This is a genomic window from Cohaesibacter marisflavi, from assembly GCF_900115225.1.
Lineage (GTDB): Bacteria > Pseudomonadota > Alphaproteobacteria > Rhizobiales > Cohaesibacteraceae > Cohaesibacter > Cohaesibacter marisflavi.
In genome coordinates, this window is sequence record NZ_FOVR01000012.1 from 180,871 (window position 1) to 201,410 (window position 20,540).

The window sequence follows — 20,540 nt, forward strand, 5'->3', positions numbered from 1 at the left end:
ATTCATGGCAAAGAGACAAAGCACAGCGCCCAATGCCGCGAAAGAGCCAGAAAATACTGGCAGCTCAAAGGGAAACGATGAAGCCAAGATCAAGAAGCTGAAACGCTTTTACAAAAAGGCTGACACCGAGTTTCTCAAGTTCAAGCCAATGCTTGATGAGGCCTTTGACTATGCCATTCCCTATCGTAAGGGCATATCCGAGACCGGAGCGGGCGAAAAGCGGGTCAACAAGGCATTTGACCAGACCGCGATCGTCGGGGCTTTTCGCTTTGCCGGACGGCTCTGGCAAGACTTCGTTTCAGAAGAAATGTTCCGTCTTGCTCCCGGCGACATTCTCACTGACAAGGTCAAGAACGAGCTTCGGCCCGAGCTTGAAACCTATACATCCGTTATCACCGGAATGGCGTCCAATGGCGAATTTGATCTGGCTTTCCATGAGATGGGGCTGGATCTTTCGGCGGGCACTGGCGCCATGTACATCCAGGAAGGTGAAGACACCGATACACCGGCGCGCTTTGTAGCGGTACCGATTGATGAGCTGCGCCTCTTAAAGGGTGGCCATGGTGACGTGCGGGGCATTTTCTGGGACCGGAAATGGGATGCCTGGGAAGTGGAGGATGAGTTCTGGGATGAACGCGCCAAGTTTGGCCCGAACTTCAAAGACAAGCTGCGGAAGAATGAAAGCGATGATGTAAAGCTGCGCGTCGCGACCCTTTATGACCGCAAGGCAAAGAAATGGATCACGACCACATGGGTCGACTGCGATGAAGACACAATCATTCGCGAAGAGGAAAGCCTTACCAACCCATGGCTGACACCACGCTACTTCCGCGTCCCAGGAGAAACGATGGGCCGTGGCCCTGTCATGCTTGCCATGCCTTCCATCAAAACGCTGAATACAGCGCAGAGTTTGACCTTGCAGGCGGCTGCAATAGCGCTCCTGGGCATCTGGACTGCCGTTGATGACGGTGTGTTCAATCCGGATCAATCAGCAATCGAGCCCGGGGCGATCTGGACCGTGGCTCGCAATGGCGGCGTGCTTGGACCAACAGTGCAGCGCATGACCGATCCAAGGCTGGATACCAACAACATCATCCTCAATGATCTCCGGATGGCCGTACAGGCCACCATGATGGACCAGAGCTTGCCGCCAGACGGAGCTGCGGTGCGCAGCGCTACCGAGATCCTAGAAAGGGTCAAACGGCTCGCTACGGACCATATCGGGGCATTTGGACGCCTTGTCTATGAGATCATCGCGCCTCTTGCCCGACGTTTGATCGAAATTGCTTACAAAAAGGGCCTGATTAAAGCGCAGATCCCAATAGACCAGATCTTGATCCAGGTGAAAGTCTCTTCGCCTTTGGCAACGGCGCGCGCGGCCGAAAAACTCGAAAAGATCACCCAGTGGATCGATATGGTGCTGGCCATTTTGCAGACCGAGGCTGGACAAGTGGCCAAACTGCAAGACGCCCTTGAATATATCGGCCACGAGTTGGGCGTTCCTTCCCGTTTCATCGTCACTGCTGAAGAACGCGCCGCAATGCAAAAGCAACAGCAGGACGAGCAAGCCACCATGATGGCAGCACAAATGGCCATGCAAGCCGGGGAGGGAGCTTAATGAGCCGCGCCGGATTTGACCTTCAAGACATGATTTCCCGTCTTGGCAGCGAGCACAGCTGGGAAACCCTCGATAATCTGCAAAACATGTTTGCGCATCCGGAAAAACGCAAGTTGGCTGAAGAAGAAAAAGCCATAAAGGAAGCTGCGCAGCTGCGCTTCCGACAGGATCTTCTGGTGATCTTCTCGATGGAGCAGGGGCGCAATGTGCTTGAAGAATTGATCAGGGGAACCGTTGGGCGTCCTCCTGTCAATCTTGGCATATCCGGCCTTTCTTCTGATCAGGTGGGAGTGATGTCCGCCTATCGCGAAGGCCAGAACTCCATCATCCATTCTATTCTTTCTGACCTTAAAAAGGCGGGTTTCACCCCGTCAAACGCATCCGTACAAGGAGACACAGCACCATGTTCATTCTCGGACACCACTGGCCAACCATCGCATTCGAAGCTGAAGACGGAACCGGATCTGGCTCAGACACCGGAAACGCCGAAGAAAGCGGCGACAGCGCGGAAACAACCCTCTACCGCCCAGACGGCCTCGAAGAAGGCTACTTTGGCGAAACGGACCAGGAAACCATCGACAAGCTGATGGCGGGCATCAAGGATGCAACACCGCAACTGCCCGAAGATGTTTCCGGCTATGAGTTCACACCATCTGAAGGCTTGGAAGGCTATTTCGGCGAGAAAGACGATCCTTTGCTTAATTCAGCCAAGGCCGCTGCGCTGAAGAATGGCATCACACCCGACGTCTTGCAGAGTTTTATCAATGACACATTTGGAGATCCCGTAGCAAAGGGCGTGATTGCACCACCATTCAATCCGAAAGCGGAGATAGACGGCCTTGCCAAAATGCTTGGCGGCGATAACAAAGTGGCTGAAAAGGCGATCAATGATGCTGATGCCATTGCTGGTAATCTGGCCAAAACCATGGGGCTGCCGGAAGCGGCTGCGGGCTTCTTCGAAGGCATGGCCGAAACCGCGTCTGGCGTGATGGTCATTCGCGCCATCCAGAAAATGGCAGGAGAAAAAGGTATTGCTCTTGGCGGACAGGACGCGGGCGCTACCACGCATTACTCAAGGGAAACCCTCAAGAAGATGGGCGCTGATCCGCGCATCGACCCGCAGAGCACAAAATATGATCCGGACGTCAGGAAGAAGTATGATGACAGCTATCTGGCTTTGTATGGGGGATAAAAACCAAGCTGCCGACTAAAGTTAAAAAAATATTAATTCATAATTAACCGCAAATCACCTCATCATACAGAACGAAGAATCGTGAATGACTGAGAACATGGCGATGGATGCAACATATAATTTGAATGGCGGTTTTAAGCCAACAGTAAAGAGAAATGCAGATATTAACGGGCCGGATTTCTTTCCAACCCCGCCATGGGCAACTCATGCACTGATTGATAATGAGGTGTTCACTGGTGATATTTGGGAATGCGCTTGTGGCGATGGAGAAATGTCTAACGTTCTGCAGGAGACTGGCAATCAAGTGATTAGCAGTGATCTTTATGATCGAGGTTTTGGGGAAACCGGTGTGGACTTTTTGGAACAAACAAAAAAAGTTTCAAACATCATAACCAATCCTCCATATAACAGCGCACAACAATTCGTCGAGCAAGCGCATAAGCTTTCGAGTCAAAAATTTGCTCTTTTGCTTAGGCTCGCGTTTTTAGAAGGAGCGTCTAGAGCACGAACAATTTTCTCGACCGTTCCTCCAAGTAGAGTTTGGGTATTTAGCGAAAGAATTACATTTTATCCCAAAAACGCAGTGAAAGCAGGATCGGGAACCACGGCTTACGCATGGTTTGTTTGGGATAAAAAGCATTCGGGAAGCACTGAGCTGAAATGGTTCCAACCAGGATACAAAAAACTTTACTCTTGAATTTTGGCCCGGCCTGCATCCGTTATAACTAAGCCTTTTCTCTCTTCATCATACTCAGCAAACCCTAGGTTGATGATGTTATTGGGGCTTTCTTTATGAGAAACCATATTCCTAACTTTTTGAGAGAAATGCGAATCCTTACGTCCTTCCAAGATCTCTAGATCATGCCCAATTGGATGCATTTCTTTTTCAAGTTGAACGATAAGGTCAGACGTCGATAAAAATCCGTCTTTTTCACCATTCAATAGTTTAAGTGTTGGTAGCAACAAATCAGCTTCGCTGATCAGACGTTTGGATGCATTTTTCATAATAAGACCCTTTAAGTTTTTCTTTTCTTAGGATCCACTAAGAAACGGTCGAGTCAACAAATAATTGCTCTTATGCATAAGACAATTTTAGATGGAGAGCTAAGCAACAATGAAGACTAGCCCTCATTGTGCTCTTCTGATGCCGCATTGTCCCCATCTGAAGGACCAAGAGCTAAATTCATTATCCAAGCAACATTTAGCAAATTCCCTGCAGCCGAAAGACCAACTAACAAACTATAGATAAAAACTAAGTATCCAAAAAACGAAAAAAATGCTGAAGTCTCATAAGCGACTGAAAAAATCAGTAGAACAATAGATAATACCTGAGAGAATATAAAGTGAAAAAAACTAACTGAAAGATCCATAAAATAAGAATTATTATCGCCATTTTCCATCAAAAGCCTCAATGTTTTCCCATTAAAAGCGAGAAAAATTGCGAATGCACCGATTGAAAATCCCAACAAACTCGGCGCAATATTTGAAGCAAATGCATGCCATGCACGACTATTACTCATCTCATTCAAATTAAGCCAAATTGGATAAGTCATAAACGAGAAAATTATTGCAGACCATAAATAAATAGATTTTACAAGCGCTATCCACCCGCCATAATTTTTCCAGTAAAGCAAGAAATAGTCAGGCACTTCAGGAACGAACTGTTTGATACAGCTACAAAAGCCATCTTTTACACACATTAACGATTCTCGCTCTCACGCCTATTTCATCTTCCAAAACCTCTTCCACCAATTTTGGAATTTTGTTGGTAGATATTTTCAGCTTCTCACCTTCTATTCCCCGTCCCTCACCGACGACGTTACCACTATATTCTGCAACAGACGCAATCAATTTATTATCTTCATTCAAATCAAGCCCCTCTTGGCGACTTGCTGCAACGAGAGCAATTGTTTGGCGAGCTGCATTTTGAGATTCTAGGTTTCTTAATACTCTTCTTTGCGCAGCATTGTGGTCATCGGGATTCGGGCGCTTTAAATCGATAACTACCTTATACAGAGAATACATATTAAAAATACTTTTTAGGGTACCTTCGGCCGGAATAATTGTTGCATATACTTCTTTTATGTCGAGGGTTTCCATCGATCGAGTAAAAATATTTTCGAAAAATTTATGAGCTGTTTTAACTGAAAAAGTTTTTTTCAATTCATTTTTCGTCTCGACAACTAGAAGGTGATCTTTTTCGCGTAAAGCATAGTAAAATGTTTTCAAGTTCAAACCAATGTTATCGGGAATTTTCACACCCGAGTCATCAAAATCTATTTCTTCCAATTTAAGCTTATCAATAGCTGGTTCATCTTTGTTAACCTCAGTCCAAACATAAATTACACCAACATAAATTCCATCCTCCACAATCCTTGGCTTTGAAATAGTTGCAAATTCAACCCCTCTAAAATTTACCGTATATTTGGAAGCTACTTCCAGTAATTTGGGGTAAATTCCTTTTGGATGGGGATGAGCGACGATATTTAAGGCGCCAAAAATAACTCTATTAGTTGCAACCATTACTAATTAAACCCTGATTCGAATTACATTGTGTGACGCCAATTTAAAGGTACGCAACCAAAGCCATCAATTACAAATTGTAGTCATGCACTTGCTTTTATATCTATAAATTTGAAATCAGCCCAAGTTCATCAGTTGACCGAACATTCAGGCGGTTAGCGTTGTAGCCAAGCCAGGGCTCATTGCACCGCCTTTTTCATTGCCCGCAGTCGGTAGGGCCTCTGGCGAGACGAACACTCGCTTTGGAAGGCTACAAGACATGAGCACTGATGCACCAACCTGGTTTGTGGAGCAGTATAAAGACGGCGTTATCCAGAAATATCAGGCCAAGGGCTTTCTGCTGAAATCCTCCGTAACACCGGCGGGCAGCATCGAAGGCAGCAAGGCCTATTTCAACCTGATGGGCAAAGGCAAGGCCAATAAGAAGAAGCGCGGGCAGGCCGCTGTTCCGATGAATGCCCAGAAGGGTCGCGTCGAAGCGATCCTTGAAACATGGGAAGCCTTTGATGAGGTCTATAAATTTGACCTTGCCCGCATGACCGCCAATGAGAAGGAAGCAATCCAGACCGCTGGCGCTATGGCACTTGGGCGCGCGACCGATGATGAAATCATGGTCAAGCTGGATGGCTCATCCAGCAAGGCAGCAGGCACAGGTAAGGGCATGAAGCCACTACTGGACGCCAATGGCCAGCCGGGCATGATCGGCGGGGCCACAACGCCCTTTGAACTTAAACATCTTCTACTGATGGCCAGCGCGTTGAAACAGGCTGACGTGCCATGGGATGGGAATGTCTTCTGTCCGCTGCCCTCACTGCTGTTTGATCAGGCGTGTGCCTACAAGCAATTCAACAATGCAGATTGGACCGGCGACGATCTCAGCTTCACCAAAGTGACCACCTCCAAATTCTGGGGCGGGGTGCATTGGTTCCAGGCTCCGGATGATCTGTTCATCGAGAATGAAGACGGGCATTACGATATCGAGATGTACCATCGTTCTTCTTCTGGTTGGGCCAACAATTCCGATCTTTCGAGCATTTGGGATTGGGATAACCGCCTTGGCTGCTGGACTGTTCGTATGGAAACTGAAGGCGCTGCAGCCTGTTTCCAGCCGACGGGCACCGTTCGCGGACGCTTCAAGGTTCCAACCGATATCGAGCTGAACTGACCCTCGGCCATTCTTCCCAATTTAGTTTCATAAGAAAGGAAATATCATGGCGTTCAGTTTGAACGGCTTCAAACGCATTGTTTCTGTTGGCGCAATCGGAACCGGCTCCGGTTCCGTCAAATCGCTCTGCACCTATCACACCAATGATGACGCGGCTGCGGTGCAGTCCGCAGGCTATTTCAATAGCCTCGCGCCTGACCTGAAGAAAGGCGACATCATTCTGGCCGGACTTGATATCGATGGTGCGCCCAAGCTCAAAAACTACATTGTCACTGCCGTATCTGCGACGACAGTCACCATCGCAACCCAGACCACAGCTTAACGTCTCGCTCCTCCCTGAGGCCGACTGGCGGCCCGGTCTTTATTGGATCGGGCCGTTTTTCATTTGAAGGGCTCGACAATGATTGATGAGAATTCCGTTATCAAATCGGCTTGCGATATCGCGGGCATCACCGCACCTGAAGATCTTACGTCCGAGCTCTATAATGGCGTGACAGCCCTGGATGCCTACAAGATGGATGCGCAGGCGGCGCTGGCGCTTCATCCCTGGTCTTTTGCGCAATCGCTTGTATTGCTCAACCGTAGGCGCGAAGCGCCGATCACGGGATATGCTTATATCCACCAGATCCCGACAGAAAACCTTATCATTGCCACTGACAAGATAACCGACATTCCTTCACAGCCGGATCGGGCCTTCACTGACTATGTGAAGTACGGCAGCAAGATCTATTCCAATCAGGAAAAACTATACGCCGTTATCAGGACAGAAGTCGGGCCACATCTCTGGAACCCTTTGTTTGTCTCAGCAGTTGCCACAGGCCTTGCGGCCAAACTGGTGCTGTCCATCGCGGCCGACATCAAGACGTTTCAGACGCTGGATCGGTTGGCCTATGGCGATACCAGGGAAGAGCGCCGGGGCGGCATGATCCGAGCAGCGATCAACGCCGATCAATTCACCAAACCCAACAAGAGCATGCGGATGGGCAATAACCCTCTGACCGCTGCTTACCTGTCTTAGGGGAGCTTGGGCGATGGTAGCCAAACCCGGCCATTTGCAGGCGAGCTTTACATCCGGTGAGCTGGATCCGTTTGAGTATGACCGTACGGAACTCAAATTCTATAACACCGGCCTCAAATGGGCAGAGAACACCCAGCTGCATCCGCAGGGTGGCTTTTCCTTGCGCGATGGCACGAGGCATTCCATCACGCTGGATGATACATCTGCTCGCTTGATCCCGTTTAAGACTTCGCAGGGTGTCGTACATGATTTCGTTCTAAAAGATGGTGCCCTCGATGTAATCAAGGATGGTGTCATCCTGACCAGTATCCAGCACCCGTTGGCATCGAGCCAGTTGAAGCAGATGGAATGGGCGCACCGAATGAATACGCTCTTCCTGTTCCATGAGGATGTGCAGACACCACGAGTCTATTACGACAAAGCTAGCCAGGTATGGGGCTGTGATAGCCTGCCATATGAAAAACTGCCCCAATATGATTATGGCGGTGCCTATTCAAACGGCATTCCGGCAGAATGGGAGGTGCAGTTTGTTTCCCTTGATGCGGACCATCGCTTCCGGCTGACGATCTCCGGATCTGAAACCGTCTCGATCAAGCTATCCAGCGAAAGCGATTGGAGCCAGTGCGCCGCAGATATGCAGGATGCCATCCTGCAATTGCCCAATGTCGCGGATGGCGTCACATGCGAGGTCATCGAAGACAAGCGGATCAAGGTGGTCTTCAGCGGCGATCAAAATGCCGGGGATGCCTGGGCTGTTTCAGCTGATGTGCTGGATGATAGCGATGCCGCCATTCCTTGCTACAAGCTGGTTGTCGGCGTTGCGCCAGGGGAAGCCATCATTTCCAATGATCAGGGTTGGCCAAGTTGCGGCCTGTTCTATCAGCAGCGGACAATCGTAGGCGGTTTCAAGAACTTGCCCAATAACTGGATGTGTTCGATCACTGGCCGTTACTTCTCCTTTGACACCGAATTGGACGAAGCAAATGGGGCTTTTGTCGTTCCTCTGGACAGTGAAGGCGGCGAGAAGATCCTGCATATGGTCGATGGCCGCAATATGCTGGTTTTCACATCTGAAAGGGAATTCTGGATCTCGGACCGCTCCATAAGCAAAACCGATCCGACAGTGCATGTGGAAGCATCCACCCATGGCTCCAAGGCCGGAGTTCCGGTAGTTAAGAACGAAGGCGGCGCAATCTTCTGCCACAAGACGGGATCTGTGCTCTCCGAGTTTCGCTACACTGATGTAGATGGCAACTTCATTTCCCAGCCAATCTCTATTCTCTCTCCGCACCTGTTTGACAATGTGTGTGACATGGCCGTGCGCAAGGCCAAATCCTCTACCGATGCCAACCTGCTGGGCGTCATCGATGAGGAGGGAAGCATGCGGGCCGGTTTCCTCTTGAGGCAACAGGATGTGACGGGTTTTGGCCGTTTTACATCGCAGTCCGGTCTTTACAAAGCGATTGATGTAAACAGTGCCAATGAAATGAACGTCATCATGCAGAGGGATGGCTCAAGGCGATTTGAGACATTCGAGAAAGGGCTAATCCTCGATGCCGCGATCAGCTTTAGCTATAGCGCTCCAAGAAAACTGATATCCGGCCTTGGTCATCTGGAAGGCATGGAGGTCTGGTGCCTGGGGGATGGGAATGTCTATGGCCCTTACGTTGTGTCGGACGCCACCATCACCATTGATGATCCGGTCAAAAAGGGAGAGGTCGGCCTGTTCTGCCCGCCGCTTGTCGAGACACTGCCGCTTTCTCGCGAAATCGCTGACAAAACTATCATCCGACGCAGATCTCGCATTCATTCTGTCTGGATCTCGGTCATCGACACCACGTCCATTGCCATCGGGGCGAATGGACAGGATCCAGTCGATTTTCCCCTTCGGCAGTATGACGCCAACCTGATCAAACCCGAACTCGAAGATGGCTACACCGGCCTGATCGAATTGCGCGGACTGCGCGGCTATGCCGACGAGCCAACCGTAACAATCACACAATTGAGACCAGGTCGCCTTACCGTGCGCTCAATTACCTCTGAAGCAAAACTGTAGGGAGCTTGCCATGACTATGTTGATCAGCGGCATAGGAGCCTTGATGGGCGGCGGCGGGGCCGCAGCTGGTACGGCCGCCGCAGGAACGGCTGCAACTGCGGGCACAACGGCCGTAGCCACCACAGCAGCATCAACGGGACTATTCGGCACCGGCATTTCAGCCTCCTCGATCTTGCAGGGCGTTGCCGGATTTGCCAGCGCGATTGCGGGTCTGCAAGGCGCCAATGCGCAAGCGGAAGGCTATGAAATGCAGGCCGATGTGGCTGACATGCAAGCCACTGACGAAGAAACCAAAGGCGTCCAACGCGCTGGGGAAATTAAGCGCGCGCTCTCGAAAGCCCTTGGTGAGAATGCCGTGAAATTTGCAGCCGCCGGTCAATTGGTCGGAGAGGGGGCCGCAGAAGACAACGCCAACGCCCTAGAAGAACGGGCAGCCGATGACATTTCCGTTGATCGGGCAGATGCAGACGCCCGCGCCGCGATGTTGCGCGCCAGATCTGCTGGGTACCGCAGAGTTGCCAAACGCACGCGCAGCGCCGGAGGTATTGGCTTCATTGGCAATGCCTTGAGCAGTTTCGGATAAGGAGAAAGCCAAATGGCAAATCAACGCGCCCGCAGTCCGGGCAGACTGGCGGAACTGAATACGCATGGCCAGGTAAGCACCAAGCCAGGATATGCCGTTGATCCCAATGCCGGCATTTGGTTCACCACGGCCAACAGCTTGAGACGGGCAGGGCAGGCCCTTGGCAATTTGGCTGACCGCGCCATGAAGCGGCAGCAACAGCAGGCCATTGCCACAGCATCAGACCAAGGAACGCAGGCCGGATATAGCGCGGATTTGGGAACTGGTGCCACATTGCAGATCAGTGATGAGCTGAGGACCGGCATTCAGGCTACAGCCGCAGCCTTAGAGGTTTCGCCCGAAGATCTTGCAACTGTTATTTCATACGAAACGAAAGGGACTTTTGATCCATTAATCAAAGGACCGACTACGAAATGGGGCACCCATCGTGGTCTCATTCAGTTTGGAGAACCTCAAGCCCAAAAATATGGTGTCGATTGGAATAACCCGATTGCTTCTCAGCTTGGCGAGAATGGCGCAATCGTGCGCTATTTGAGGGATGCGGGTGTTAAGCCAGGCATGGGGCTTCTTGATATTTACTCCGCCATCAATGCTGGTCAGGTTGGTAGGCCCAACGCATCAGACGAAGCAGCAGGAGGGGCGCCTGGCACCGTACGCGACAAAGTCGAACAACAAATGGAGGCGCACAAGGCTCGCGCTGCACTGCTATTCGCCGAGCGTCATGTTGCGGGCACGGGACGCCCATCTTCTTCGGGGCCCGCACTTGCCTTGCGTCGCGGTGATACTCCCATGGGGGAAGCCTATACAGCCGCGCAGAATAGAGCAATCAGTCGTCGCCTTCCCATAGAAGTCACCCAACAGCTTGATGCCCTTTATGAGGATCACAAAGACAATCCAGCAGAGCTGGCGGCGGCATTTGATGAAGCAGAAAACACCGTCCTGGGTAGAATTGGTCAACTGACTGGCAATGATCCCGAATCCATCGCCTTTGCAAAAGAAACCTTTGCAAAGAAGAGATTTGGCTATGAGAAGTCAGCGCGCGCCGCCGAGGATGCCCGCATACGAGACGGGGAACGCGCTGACTATGATCAAACGATCAGTGACGCCAGAAACAGTTTGCAAAAACAGGCCTACCGCGCAGCCAATGACGAAGAAGCAGGAGAAAGCCTCAGCGTTTCCATCAATGAGAATTTGGCTTCAATTGAGAGCGCTCTTGATGCCGGAGTTATTTCCGCTGATGTAGCCCTTCGTGATCGAAAACACATCAACGATACCGTCACGTTAGGCCGCCTTGATGGCACTTTTGATGCCCTGCCTGATATCGATAGCAAGAAAGAGTTTGTAGAAGGGCTCAAAGAGAGCTGGACCAATGGGGATGAGCTTGTCAAAGGCCTTTCCCTTGAGCAAATCCAGACCCTTGAACGGAAATACCAAGGAGCAATTTCCAGTCAGAATAAAGCAGAAACAGCGACTGCCAAGCTGCAAGAGCAAAAGATGCGCGGCTGGGTCAAGGACGATCTGGCCTCAATTCGCTCCACCGGCATCGGTCTATCTATCGATGATGAGGAACTCACCTTTGACCAGGTCAAAGGCGTTCTTGGAGAAGAATTCGCCACGAATTGGCAGCATAACCGCCAAATACAGGCCGACCTTTTCAAGGCTACATCCGGCCTCGATGTCATGTCAGCTTCAGACATGCAAGCCCATCTTCAGGGGCTGGAGCCAAAGGCAGGTACATCCGGCTTCACGGATCAAATGGCTATTCATGACACGGCCCAGAAAGAGGCCCAACGGATACTCAAACAGCGCAAGGAAGATCCCGCTCTGGCGGTAGACAATGCGTTTGATGAACTCCAGCCCATTCGTGAGCAAGCCTATGAAGGTGATCCCGTTGCCATGGAAGAGCTGATCAAGGGTAGGCTTGAAGCACAGGAAGCCATCGGGATCTCGGACTTTGCCAAGGCACCGCTGACGAATTCGGAGCTCGCCAGCGTTGCCATGCCTGTTGCTAAATCCACAGATCGTCAAGTGTGGCAGGATCTCTTCGGCAAACTCGATAGTGTCTATGGGATATATGCTGATGAAGTGATGTCACAGATCCTCAACTGGAAAGGGCTTCGCAAGGAGGCAGCTGAAGTTGCAACGGCTTACCTCAGAAAAACGCAACTGGGCCAAGTGCCTAGCCGAAGAGAAATTGCCGCAGCCAACGAAACTGTTGAGCAATCCCTCCCAGCACAAGCGCTTGAGGGAAATATGCCCCTCGCAGCAACACCCAATACAAACCACATCGACTACCTTCTCGCACATCCTGAAACGGCAACTGACTTTGACGCCAAGTTCGGGACCGGCAGTTCTGACAAGTTTCTGGAATTGCAAAAGAACATCGAACGAGAAACGGCCCAAAAGCAAACTGACGCCAGAAGAGCAGAATATTTGGCTGGTCCTTCAATGATGCAAGGCTGGGGGCCAATTCATCAACAATTGCTCGAAAACCAAATCATTAAAAATCTATAGGATCAGGATGTTATGCCCTCTCAGCAAATGACAAATCCATATGACAACATAGATGCAGGAAAAGATCCTCAGGCTCTCCCAAATCCGTATGATCAATTCGACAAGGGCCCCGGCCTAGCAGATCGATTTCTTCTCAATATGGAAGCGCAAAATAGAACGGGTACAATTCAAGGTGCGTTGCAGGACACTACGAGGAAAGCGGACCGGGAGCTATTTGACAGCCGATATCAGGCGCTACCTGAATGGCATGGAATGCTGGAAGGCAGCGCAGCGCTTCTTGGCCAGATCGCAGGCGGGATTTGGGACAACGAAAATAACCTTCCTGTTCTCGAGAACTTCATTCCTGTTGGCGTCGGAGCCAAAGCCGTAGGTTTAGCCGGTCGTTCTATGACGTCAATCGGAGCTCGTGTCTTTGCTGGTGCAACTGATGCCGCTATTACGAATGCCGTCGCTGACGCTGCTATTCAGGAAATAGAGAAGACTGCAGGATTCCGCGATCAATTCGATACCAAGCAATGGCTAGCTTCAACAGCTGTTGGTACTGTCGCGGGCGGTGTTATGGGGCCAATTTCCCATAGAACAGCCTCGCCAGAATCTCAAGCTGTTGATGCAATTCACGAGGCAACTAAGCCCACCCCAGTTCCATCTGCTGACACCTTCATTCGCCCTACAATCGACGAAAGCCATGTTGCTGTTACCTCAGACACCCCCAAAATGGACGTGGAGCTGCCCGAGGGCGTCAAACTTGATTTTGGCGAGCCGGAGGCACCGTCCATTGCCAAACGCGCTCTGATGGACTCAGAAAGTCCAAATGATCCTATTGCATTAGGGGACAGGTATTTTCCTCAACAAAGAGAGACTATGGCACCATCGGAAACACAATCCATGGCCATGGACCCCAATGCGGAGCCACTTTGGAAAAACAACGGAACATGGAAAGAAACAGATCCTGATATTGCAGGAATTGGAAAACTTGGCCCAGTACTGAAACCTGATAGTTATATCGGCAACTGGATCGGGTTGGTTGATCGGCTCAAACAGATGAATGCCGGAGAAGCCCCCGAGGCTATTTCCCATCCTGAAATCGGTCCGATTGATGTGATCTGGGGTGACTATGACCCAAAAAGTCAAAAGGGTCTTGGTTTGAAAAAGATCGTGGAGAAACACCCTGAAGTCGTAAATGACTTGCCTGGCATTGTGAGATCTGCATCGATTATCACAAAAACAGGCAATCGTATTCGGCTTGCCAGCGACAACAGAATGGTTGTTGTTCGTCTCGATTTTGACGGAGAAGCCAAAACATGGCTGATGACAGCATTTGAGAAAAAGGACCGGCATATCAAGGGTAGTACGGAGCGCCTTGATAGTCGCCAGGCGGACACACACAGCTCCTCCACCTTGCCGGCTGATCATAGAATACCAGAAAAGCAAGTCAGCAACAAGGAAAGCCGACGCCCCACTGATACTATGGCGCGCAGTGAAGATCGCCAGGTGGACACGTCCTCCACCTCGTCGGCCGAGCAAAATATGACTCTTGATGTGGCCAAGGGCAAGCTGGAAAATGATCTTGCTGAAGCGATCCGGTCACAAGACGAAGAGGTTCAGCCCTTCCTGTCGAAAATGCGATCAGAAATGAGAGGAGATTTACATCGACCGGAAAGCGGTATTCGGACAGAGGACGCCGTTGCTGTTCATGAAAAGAGTTTTAACCGCATCAAGGATCTGACAGATCGGCTGGCCACGGTAACCGGCGTGATCGGTGTGCGACAAAAGGTTCTGAAATGGCCGGGTGGCCGATCCATGATGAATGTCTGGGGCACATTCCACACCCGCACCGGCATGATCAGGATGCGGGTACGCGACGATTTCAAGGTATTTGCCCACGAAGTGGGCCATCACCTGGACAAGAAGTTGGGAAAAGAATTCAGCGATCTGATCCGCTTGCACGCTATCGAGATCGAGCCGCTCAAGTATCCAGGCACACCGGAAGGCCACGAACTAAGTGAAGGGTTTGCCGAGTTCTTCCGACTTTATATGACCAATCCGAACTACGTGTCGCAGGAAGCCCCGCGTTTCACCAAGGCCTTCACGCGCTACCTGCAGAAGAATAATCAGGATATGCTCAGGGAACTGGTTGCCCTGCAGGACGCCTTTTACGAGTGGCACCGCCTTCCTTCTGATGAGGCCATAAAGCGCACCATAGTTTCATCCAAACAGAAACCACTCGCAGGAAAATTACTGGATGAAGTGCGAGAATATGGGCTTGGCAACACCATCGCCGATTACCTGCATGATGCATATTTCCATATGCTTGATGCCAAACACCCGGTCTACCGCCTGGAAAAGGCGCTGGTTCGCGCCTTCAATGACAATACCGGCAGAGCAATGGACCTGAAGGCGATCGACAGCCCCTACAAACTGGCCAGAATGGCCGAGGGGGCTCGGTCTGGTGCCCACATGGATATTCTATATGGTGTCCATGGATATCATTCTCTCACCCCCGGTTCAGCCAGTCTGCGTGATGCCATTATCAAGGCTATGGGCGGCACCAGCGTATTCTCTAAATGGAATGATGGGCGAATGGCTGACTTTGCAGCTTACCTCAAGGCCAGACGCATTCTGTTTGAATGGGAACGTTTCGAGAAAGGTTTGATCCCGAATGAACCGGACAAGATCTCCAAAGGGGACTGCCTGACCGCCATTGAGCGCTATGAGCAGGAATTCCCGGAATTCATGGAAGCGGCAAACATGGTCCATGAATGGGGCAAGGCTTCCTGGAAACTGAAAATGGATGCCGGCCTGATTTCTCCAGAGCAATATCGAGCGGGGCTAGAAATCCGCGACTATGTTCCGATGAAACGGGTAATGGATTATCCAGGAGATGGCGGTCCTATAGGCACAAATGCAAAAGGCCCCAGGAGTATGGAGTCTCGCCAGGTTGACCGTTTCGTAGGATCCATGCGCGATACGATCAATCCTCTGGAAGCAATGATTGCTGACATGTATGAAACCCGCATCGCTATTGCCCAGAATGACATGATCAAAGCTCTTGATCGCTTGGCTATCCAAGCCGGGGACAACACAGGGGCGATTGTCGAGCGAATTCCAGCCCATGAAATGAAGCTTCTTTTGAAAACCAACCCGGTTGAAGACATGACGAAAGGCATGAGACAGGTCGGATATGGGGAACCGGAGATCCAGTCAATTCGAGATATATTTGAAGGAACGTCTCTCGAAGATGTCCAAATCAAACACTTTAGGCCCCAAGTCACAACAGAAAAGGGTCACATCCTAACGTTTCGAGATGGTGGAACCTTGCGTGCGATCCGGATTGCAGACGGGAAAAAGGGCGATCAGGTAATGAAAACCTTCCTGCATATGCAAGGAAGCGAAAGAAACCTTTGGGTCTCCATGCTGGCTTACCCGTCACGAGCGCTGCGCGTAGGGGTAACCAGCGCACCAGAGTTCATTCTGGCCAACATCGTCAGGGACCAAACAATGGCGGCTATTTTTTATGGAAAGCCGTTCCAACGGGTATCTGCCACCGCCAGCGGGATGAGGGATGAATTGTTTAGTCGTGACGCAGCCCGCATGTATAACCAGATGGGCGGCATTATGGGCGGGGAGAATGTTGCAGCCTTGCGCGACAGTGCAATGAAGCACGATCTCGATGCACTCCGTAAGAAGGGCTACTTTACCCAATATCTTGGAACCAAGAACCCGATTGAATTCACAAAGGGACTGATGGGCTTAACCGAGGTCAGCGAGACTGCTACCCGTATAGGCTTGTTTCGAACCTTTTACGACGAGGCGAAAGGACGGGGACTGGCCGACTATGAAGCAGCCTTTGAAGCCGCTTGGCTTGCTCGGGACCATATCGACTTTGACCGCCATGGGTTTCAGATGGTTGGCTTATCCCGTGTAATACCGTTTCTCAATGCCAGCCTACAAGGCCTTGATAAGAGCGTTCGCCAGATGGTTACGCCACTGGCCAAGAAGGCAATGGGGCAGATCTTGAACGCCGAAGAAGAAAGGGCGCTGCCACAGGCCGCCTGGGCATGGGTTCGCCTCTCAGCGTTGATAACAGCAGGAACCGCGCTCCACGCTATGATGCGTCAACATGACGAATATCACGAACTCAATGAAACAACCCGAGCCTCCCACTGGATGGTCAAGTCTGGAAACAAGTGGACGGCTATTCCCAAGCCGTTCGAACTTGCAGTGTTTCTCAACATTGGGGAAGCAACCTGGGATGCTGTTATAGGACAGGATCCGACAGCGTTTGAGCGCTGGCAAGCCGGAGCGCTTCAGGCGACATTGCCGCCCAATCTGCTTGAATCCAACCCCTTGGTGCGCACCTACTTCGAACAGAAAACCAACAAAGATTTCTTTACTGGTGCAGATATCATCCCACAGGAACTGCAAGGCCTTGAACCCTATTTACAGCAAACAGCAGCAACATCGTCTCTTTCAAAATTGCTTGGAAAAACTTTAGGCTGGTCGCCAATCCTGACAGACAAGATCCTGGTCAATTTTGGCGGCGGTCTCGGTCGTTCCTTGCTTTCCATTTCCGACCTTGCCAGTGACAAGCCTGAGCAATCAGCAGATGATTGGCCCTTCCTACGCAGGTTCATCAAATCGGCGTCTAAGGGGGCGAGATCCGCTAACAAATTTTGGGAAAAAGTATCCATCACAACAGGGACATGGGAAGCAGCTTCACGCAGTTATGATGCCATGTCCGAAGGGGCTGAACGAGAAGACTATTTGGCAAGCCTGACTGAAGAACAACGCGTCTACATAACCGCAAAGCATATGGAGGGAAAAGCTTCTCAGGCGAAGAAGCTTCATCCGTTTGATCGTGCGAGAAGAGCCATTCTTGCAATATCGAAGCTTCGCAAGGATTTGGTAGATGACACAGTTACAGGAGCTGAGGGCGATATTTCCGGGATCCCTTCCAATGATCGGGGGGCCATGGTCGACATTTTGGCGTCGATCCAAGTGGAAGAGGCCAGAAATGCGCTTGTTATGCTCAATGAGCCGGGATGGGAGAAGAGAGGCATTGCGGATATTTCCAGCCACTATCGCGAGCTGGAAGCACTTAATCCGCAAATCCTGTCAGTGCTCGCAGATCGCTATGCAACGGCAGGGGTAGTTCCCTTCGAAGCAGTAGAGCAGGCATGGCCGGACTATCGCAAACGCCTGCTGGAAGATGGATCTGCAGCACCTATGGGGGATTTTGTGGCAATGGCCAAACATGAGCGCGAATTGAATGGTCAGCGGATTAAACGAAAAGCCAAAGCCGTTGTCCCAGGTTTACGCAATTAGGCCACATCTTCCAGCGCATCAATAACAGCCTTGGGATTTTTATCCAGAACGCGAAGCAGGGTTTGTGCCGGGCCACTCACTTGGCGCTTGCCTTGCTCCCACTTGCGATAGCCCGATAGGCTCATGCCAACCAATGGTGCCATTTTTTCCTGTGACAACCCGATTTTTGCACGCACTTTAGCTGGATCAGGGAAATAGTGAACGCGTGTTCCCGGAACATCTTTGCCTTGTGCATGAGCAGCGGCTTGCTGCATGGCTTCGATAAGGTCTTTTCCAAAATCGCTCATTTCTCACTCCTTGCTGCTTTCTTGATGATATCAGCCAGTTGCGTCAACACTTTCTTGGTTTTGGGATCAAGATCTTCTTTCTGATTTTTTGCATAGGCGGCCAGTGCGTAGAGGGGAACGCGTTCATCGTAATAGAAATAGATAATTCTTGCCCCACCTCTTGTGCCTCGTCCTGATGCCGCAAAGCGCAATTTGCGAATACCGCCAGTGCCTGGAATAACACTTCCTGCCTCCGGATTTTCGGCGAGAAAATTGATCAATTCCTGCTTTTCAGTCTCATCAAACAGCTTTTCTGCCTGCTTAATGAAACCTGCTATTTCAACGACGGTAATCATGATCGTTTTAGTAACCCAATGGGTTACATTTGTCAATAATTTATATTTGGCTGAATGAGTGCGCGGTTGACCGGAGCTGGCTCGGGCGATCCTGATAGAGGAGTAATTCGCTTGGGATCGCTTTCATGTCTGCTGAAAACTCAATCTCTGAAGATGACCGATATCTGGAATATCCGGCCTTTGACGGGCAGGTCAGATTTTCTGTCACCTTTAAATTCCAACGAGATGAAGATCTCGAAGTGGCTATTGTCAAACAGGATGGTACATCCTCCATATTGCGATTGAATGTCGACTATACGATATCCGGAGCGGGTGAAGATCTTGGCGGTGCGATCACGCTCGCAGAAGGTGCAGAGAAAGACGTTGTCTATAGCATTCGGGGCGATGCCGAATATAACCTCTATCAGCGCCTAACCAGCGCCAATTACTCCCCATCGACAATCAACGCCATTTTTGAACGATGCCTCATATGGATCATCGAGCAGGATCATAATTTCAGGGAAAAGCTGGCGCGTTCAATCCTGCTCCCTCAGTCTTTGACCGAAGCAGAACTCCAAGAGCTACAGGAAAACTTCATTACAATCGGCAACAACGCAGAAGCGATTGTAAGCCGGATACACGAACGCTATTTGACCGAAAGCTCGGACGGTCACTTTGATGCGGCAGGCCGGTCTATCCGCAACCTGCCAGAGCCAACCCAGGAAGACGAAGCGGCAACATTGGGCTGGGTTCTCAAGCGTTCTGCCATTGCTGGCCCGCAAGGAGAGAAAGGCCCTGACGGTGATCAGGGACCAGAAGGACCAACGGGGCCGGTCGGACCTCAAGGCCCAATCGGCCCGAAGGGTCCGGAAGGGGATCAGGGAGAGCAGGGGCCAATCGGTATTCAGGGGCCACAAGGTAAGCGCGGCCCGATAGGACCGGAAGGCCCGGCCGGAGAGCAAGGACCACAAGGGATGGTAGGCCCACAAGGCCCGACGGGACCGCGTGGTCCTGAAGGCGTGCAGGGTCCAATTGGTATCCAGGGGCCGCAAGGCCCACAGGGCGCTGAAGGTCCGATGGGCGAAAGCTATGAAGTCGATAGCATGGGGCTCATCGCCAATCGCGCCGAATATGACACCAAGCCATACATGTGGTCGTTCCTGGCAATTGATGAAGGTAAAATCTACTGGAAGCGATCCAACGAAATTGCCCATTGGACCGATGGCATTGCCTTCGGGCGTGGCCCAACCGGTTCACAGGGACCACAGGGGCCGCAAGGTGTCAAAGGCGAGAAGGGGGATCTTGGCCCTCAAGGTGAAGCCGGACCTCAAGGTCCACAGGGGATAGAAGGCCCAACCGGCGAAACAGGACCGCGTGGCCCAGAGGGACCGGAAGGCCCAATCGGGCCACAAGGTGTTGTCGGCGCACAGGGGCCACAAGGCATTCAGGGCGTCAAAGGCGAAACCGGCCTTCAGGGACCGATAGGCCCGAGCGGCCCGACTGGCCCGCAGGGGCCTAAAGGGGATCGTGGCGCGACCTGGCGCGGCAGTTGGTCAGCGGCCATGGCCTACGTGGTCAATGAACTGGTTGAATATGACGGCTCGACCTACATCGCCCTTGCATCCTCATCCAATGTGGCTCCAACAGGATCGCTTGGCACCAAATGGGCTCTCTTTGCAGAAGCAGGATCGGCCAGCAACCACACCCATGATGACCGCTACTATACCAAATCGATCGCTAATGGACGCTATCTGGGCAAGAGCGCCACAGCAGCCAACGCTTCAAAGCTTGGTGGCCATTTGCCAAGCTATTTTGCAACGGCAACTAGCCTCGATGACTACTACAACAAATCCACCTCAGATAACCGGTATCTGCGCAAGGGAGCAAAGGCCGCAGACAGTGACAAGCTGGACGGGAAGCACGCAAGCGCGTTTGCTCTAAAGAC

General features: G+C 51.2%; 16 protein-coding genes and 1 pseudogene. 11 read left to right on the forward strand and 6 right to left on the reverse strand.

Translation table 11 applies throughout. From position 1 onward, the window contains the following. Positions 1–4: 4 nt before the first annotated feature. Entirely contained in the window at positions 5–1,618 is a 1,614-nt protein-coding gene (locus tag BM258_RS19135; RefSeq protein ID WP_090074837.1) for a portal protein, read from the forward strand. Here the strand turns inward: BM258_RS19135 and BM258_RS19140 are convergent. Beyond that, entirely contained in the window at positions 1,615–1,950 is a 336-nt protein-coding gene (locus BM258_RS19140; RefSeq protein WP_090074838.1) for a hypothetical protein, read from the reverse strand. The genes BM258_RS19135 and BM258_RS19140 overlap by 4 nt on opposite strands. 71 nt (positions 1,951–2,021) lie before the next feature. On the opposite strand from BM258_RS19140, the gene BM258_RS19145 reads away from it, so the two are divergent. Together BM258_RS19145 and BM258_RS19150 are read left to right on the forward strand one after the other, a co-directional pair. Then, positions 2,022–2,810, forward strand: coding sequence for a hypothetical protein (locus tag BM258_RS19145; protein WP_090074839.1), 789 nt, complete (start codon positions 2,022–2,024; stop codon positions 2,808–2,810). Positions 2,811–2,895: 85 nt separating this feature from the next. Continuing rightward, a complete protein-coding gene (locus tag BM258_RS19150) occupies positions 2,896–3,507 on the forward strand; it encodes a hypothetical protein (RefSeq protein ID WP_244544772.1) in 612 nt (203 codons plus the stop codon). On the opposite strand, the gene BM258_RS19155 is transcribed toward BM258_RS19150, so the two are convergent. The 3 genes from BM258_RS19155 to BM258_RS19165 all read right to left on the reverse strand — a co-directional run bounded on the left by BM258_RS19155 (position 3,498) and on the right by BM258_RS19165 (position 5,333). Further along, complete coding sequence (locus BM258_RS19155) at positions 3,498–3,815, reverse strand: hypothetical protein (protein WP_090074840.1); 318 nt, start codon at positions 3,813–3,815, stop codon at positions 3,498–3,500. The two genes, BM258_RS19150 and BM258_RS19155, sit on opposite strands and share 10 nt — an antisense overlap. Positions 3,816–3,931: 116 nt before the next feature. Beyond that, positions 3,932–4,510 carry a hypothetical protein gene (locus tag BM258_RS19160; protein ID WP_090074841.1) on the reverse strand — a complete coding sequence of 193 codons (579 nt, stop codon included), beginning with the start codon at positions 4,508–4,510 and terminating at the stop codon, positions 3,932–3,934. Further along, positions 4,485–5,333: a DUF4747 family protein gene (locus BM258_RS19165; RefSeq protein ID WP_090074842.1), complete on the reverse strand. Its 849-nt coding sequence runs from the start codon at positions 5,331–5,333 to the stop codon at positions 4,485–4,487. Before BM258_RS19165 ends, BM258_RS19160 begins: the two co-directional genes overlap by 26 nt. 259 nt (positions 5,334–5,592) lie before the next feature. Here BM258_RS19165 and BM258_RS19170 point away from each other — a divergent pair, with 259 nt between their 5' ends. The 7 genes from BM258_RS19170 (at position 5,593) to BM258_RS19200 (ending at position 17,994) form a co-directional block, all read left to right on the forward strand. Next, the gene (locus tag BM258_RS19170; protein ID WP_090074843.1) at positions 5,593–6,498 is read left to right on the forward strand and encodes a phage capsid protein; all 906 of its coding nucleotides are present in this window, start codon (positions 5,593–5,595) and stop codon (positions 6,496–6,498) included. Positions 6,499–6,544: 46 nt separating this feature from the next. After that, complete coding sequence (locus BM258_RS19175) at positions 6,545–6,820, forward strand: hypothetical protein (protein WP_090074844.1); 276 nt, start codon at positions 6,545–6,547, stop codon at positions 6,818–6,820. Between the two features lie 78 nt (positions 6,821–6,898). Continuing rightward, the gene (locus tag BM258_RS19180) at positions 6,899–7,516 is read left to right on the forward strand and encodes a phage connector family protein (RefSeq protein ID WP_090074845.1); all 618 of its coding nucleotides are present in this window, start codon (positions 6,899–6,901) and stop codon (positions 7,514–7,516) included. 13 nt (positions 7,517–7,529) lie between these two features. Next, a complete protein-coding gene (locus BM258_RS19185) occupies positions 7,530–9,572 on the forward strand; it encodes a phage tail protein (protein WP_090074846.1) in 2,043 nt (680 codons plus the stop codon). 10 nt (positions 9,573–9,582) lie between these two features. Beyond that, entirely contained in the window at positions 9,583–10,155 is a 573-nt protein-coding gene (locus BM258_RS19190; protein WP_139229325.1) for a hypothetical protein, read from the forward strand. Between the two features lie 12 nt (positions 10,156–10,167). Then, positions 10,168–12,669: a type 2 periplasmic-binding domain-containing protein gene (locus BM258_RS19195; RefSeq protein WP_090074848.1), complete on the forward strand. Its 2,502-nt coding sequence runs from the start codon at positions 10,168–10,170 to the stop codon at positions 12,667–12,669. Between the two features lie 12 nt (positions 12,670–12,681). Beyond that, positions 12,682–17,994, forward strand: a complete 5,313-nt coding sequence (locus BM258_RS19200) for an LPD38 domain-containing protein (RefSeq protein WP_139229326.1) — start codon at positions 12,682–12,684, stop codon at positions 17,992–17,994. Here BM258_RS19200 and BM258_RS19205 read toward each other — a convergent pair. Then, positions 17,991–18,281, reverse strand: a complete 291-nt coding sequence (locus tag BM258_RS19205) for a helix-turn-helix domain-containing protein (protein ID WP_090074850.1) — start codon at positions 18,279–18,281, stop codon at positions 17,991–17,993. The two genes, BM258_RS19200 and BM258_RS19205, sit on opposite strands and share 4 nt — an antisense overlap. Further along, a complete protein-coding gene (locus BM258_RS19210; protein ID WP_090074851.1) occupies positions 18,278–18,616 on the reverse strand; it encodes a type II toxin-antitoxin system RelE/ParE family toxin in 339 nt (112 codons plus the stop codon). Before BM258_RS19210 ends, BM258_RS19205 begins: the two co-directional genes overlap by 4 nt. Positions 18,617–18,741: 125 nt before the next feature. On the opposite strand from BM258_RS19210, the pseudogene BM258_RS19215 reads away from it, so the two are divergent. After that, positions 18,742–20,540: pseudogene (locus BM258_RS19215) on the forward strand (hypothetical protein); the annotation flags it as partial.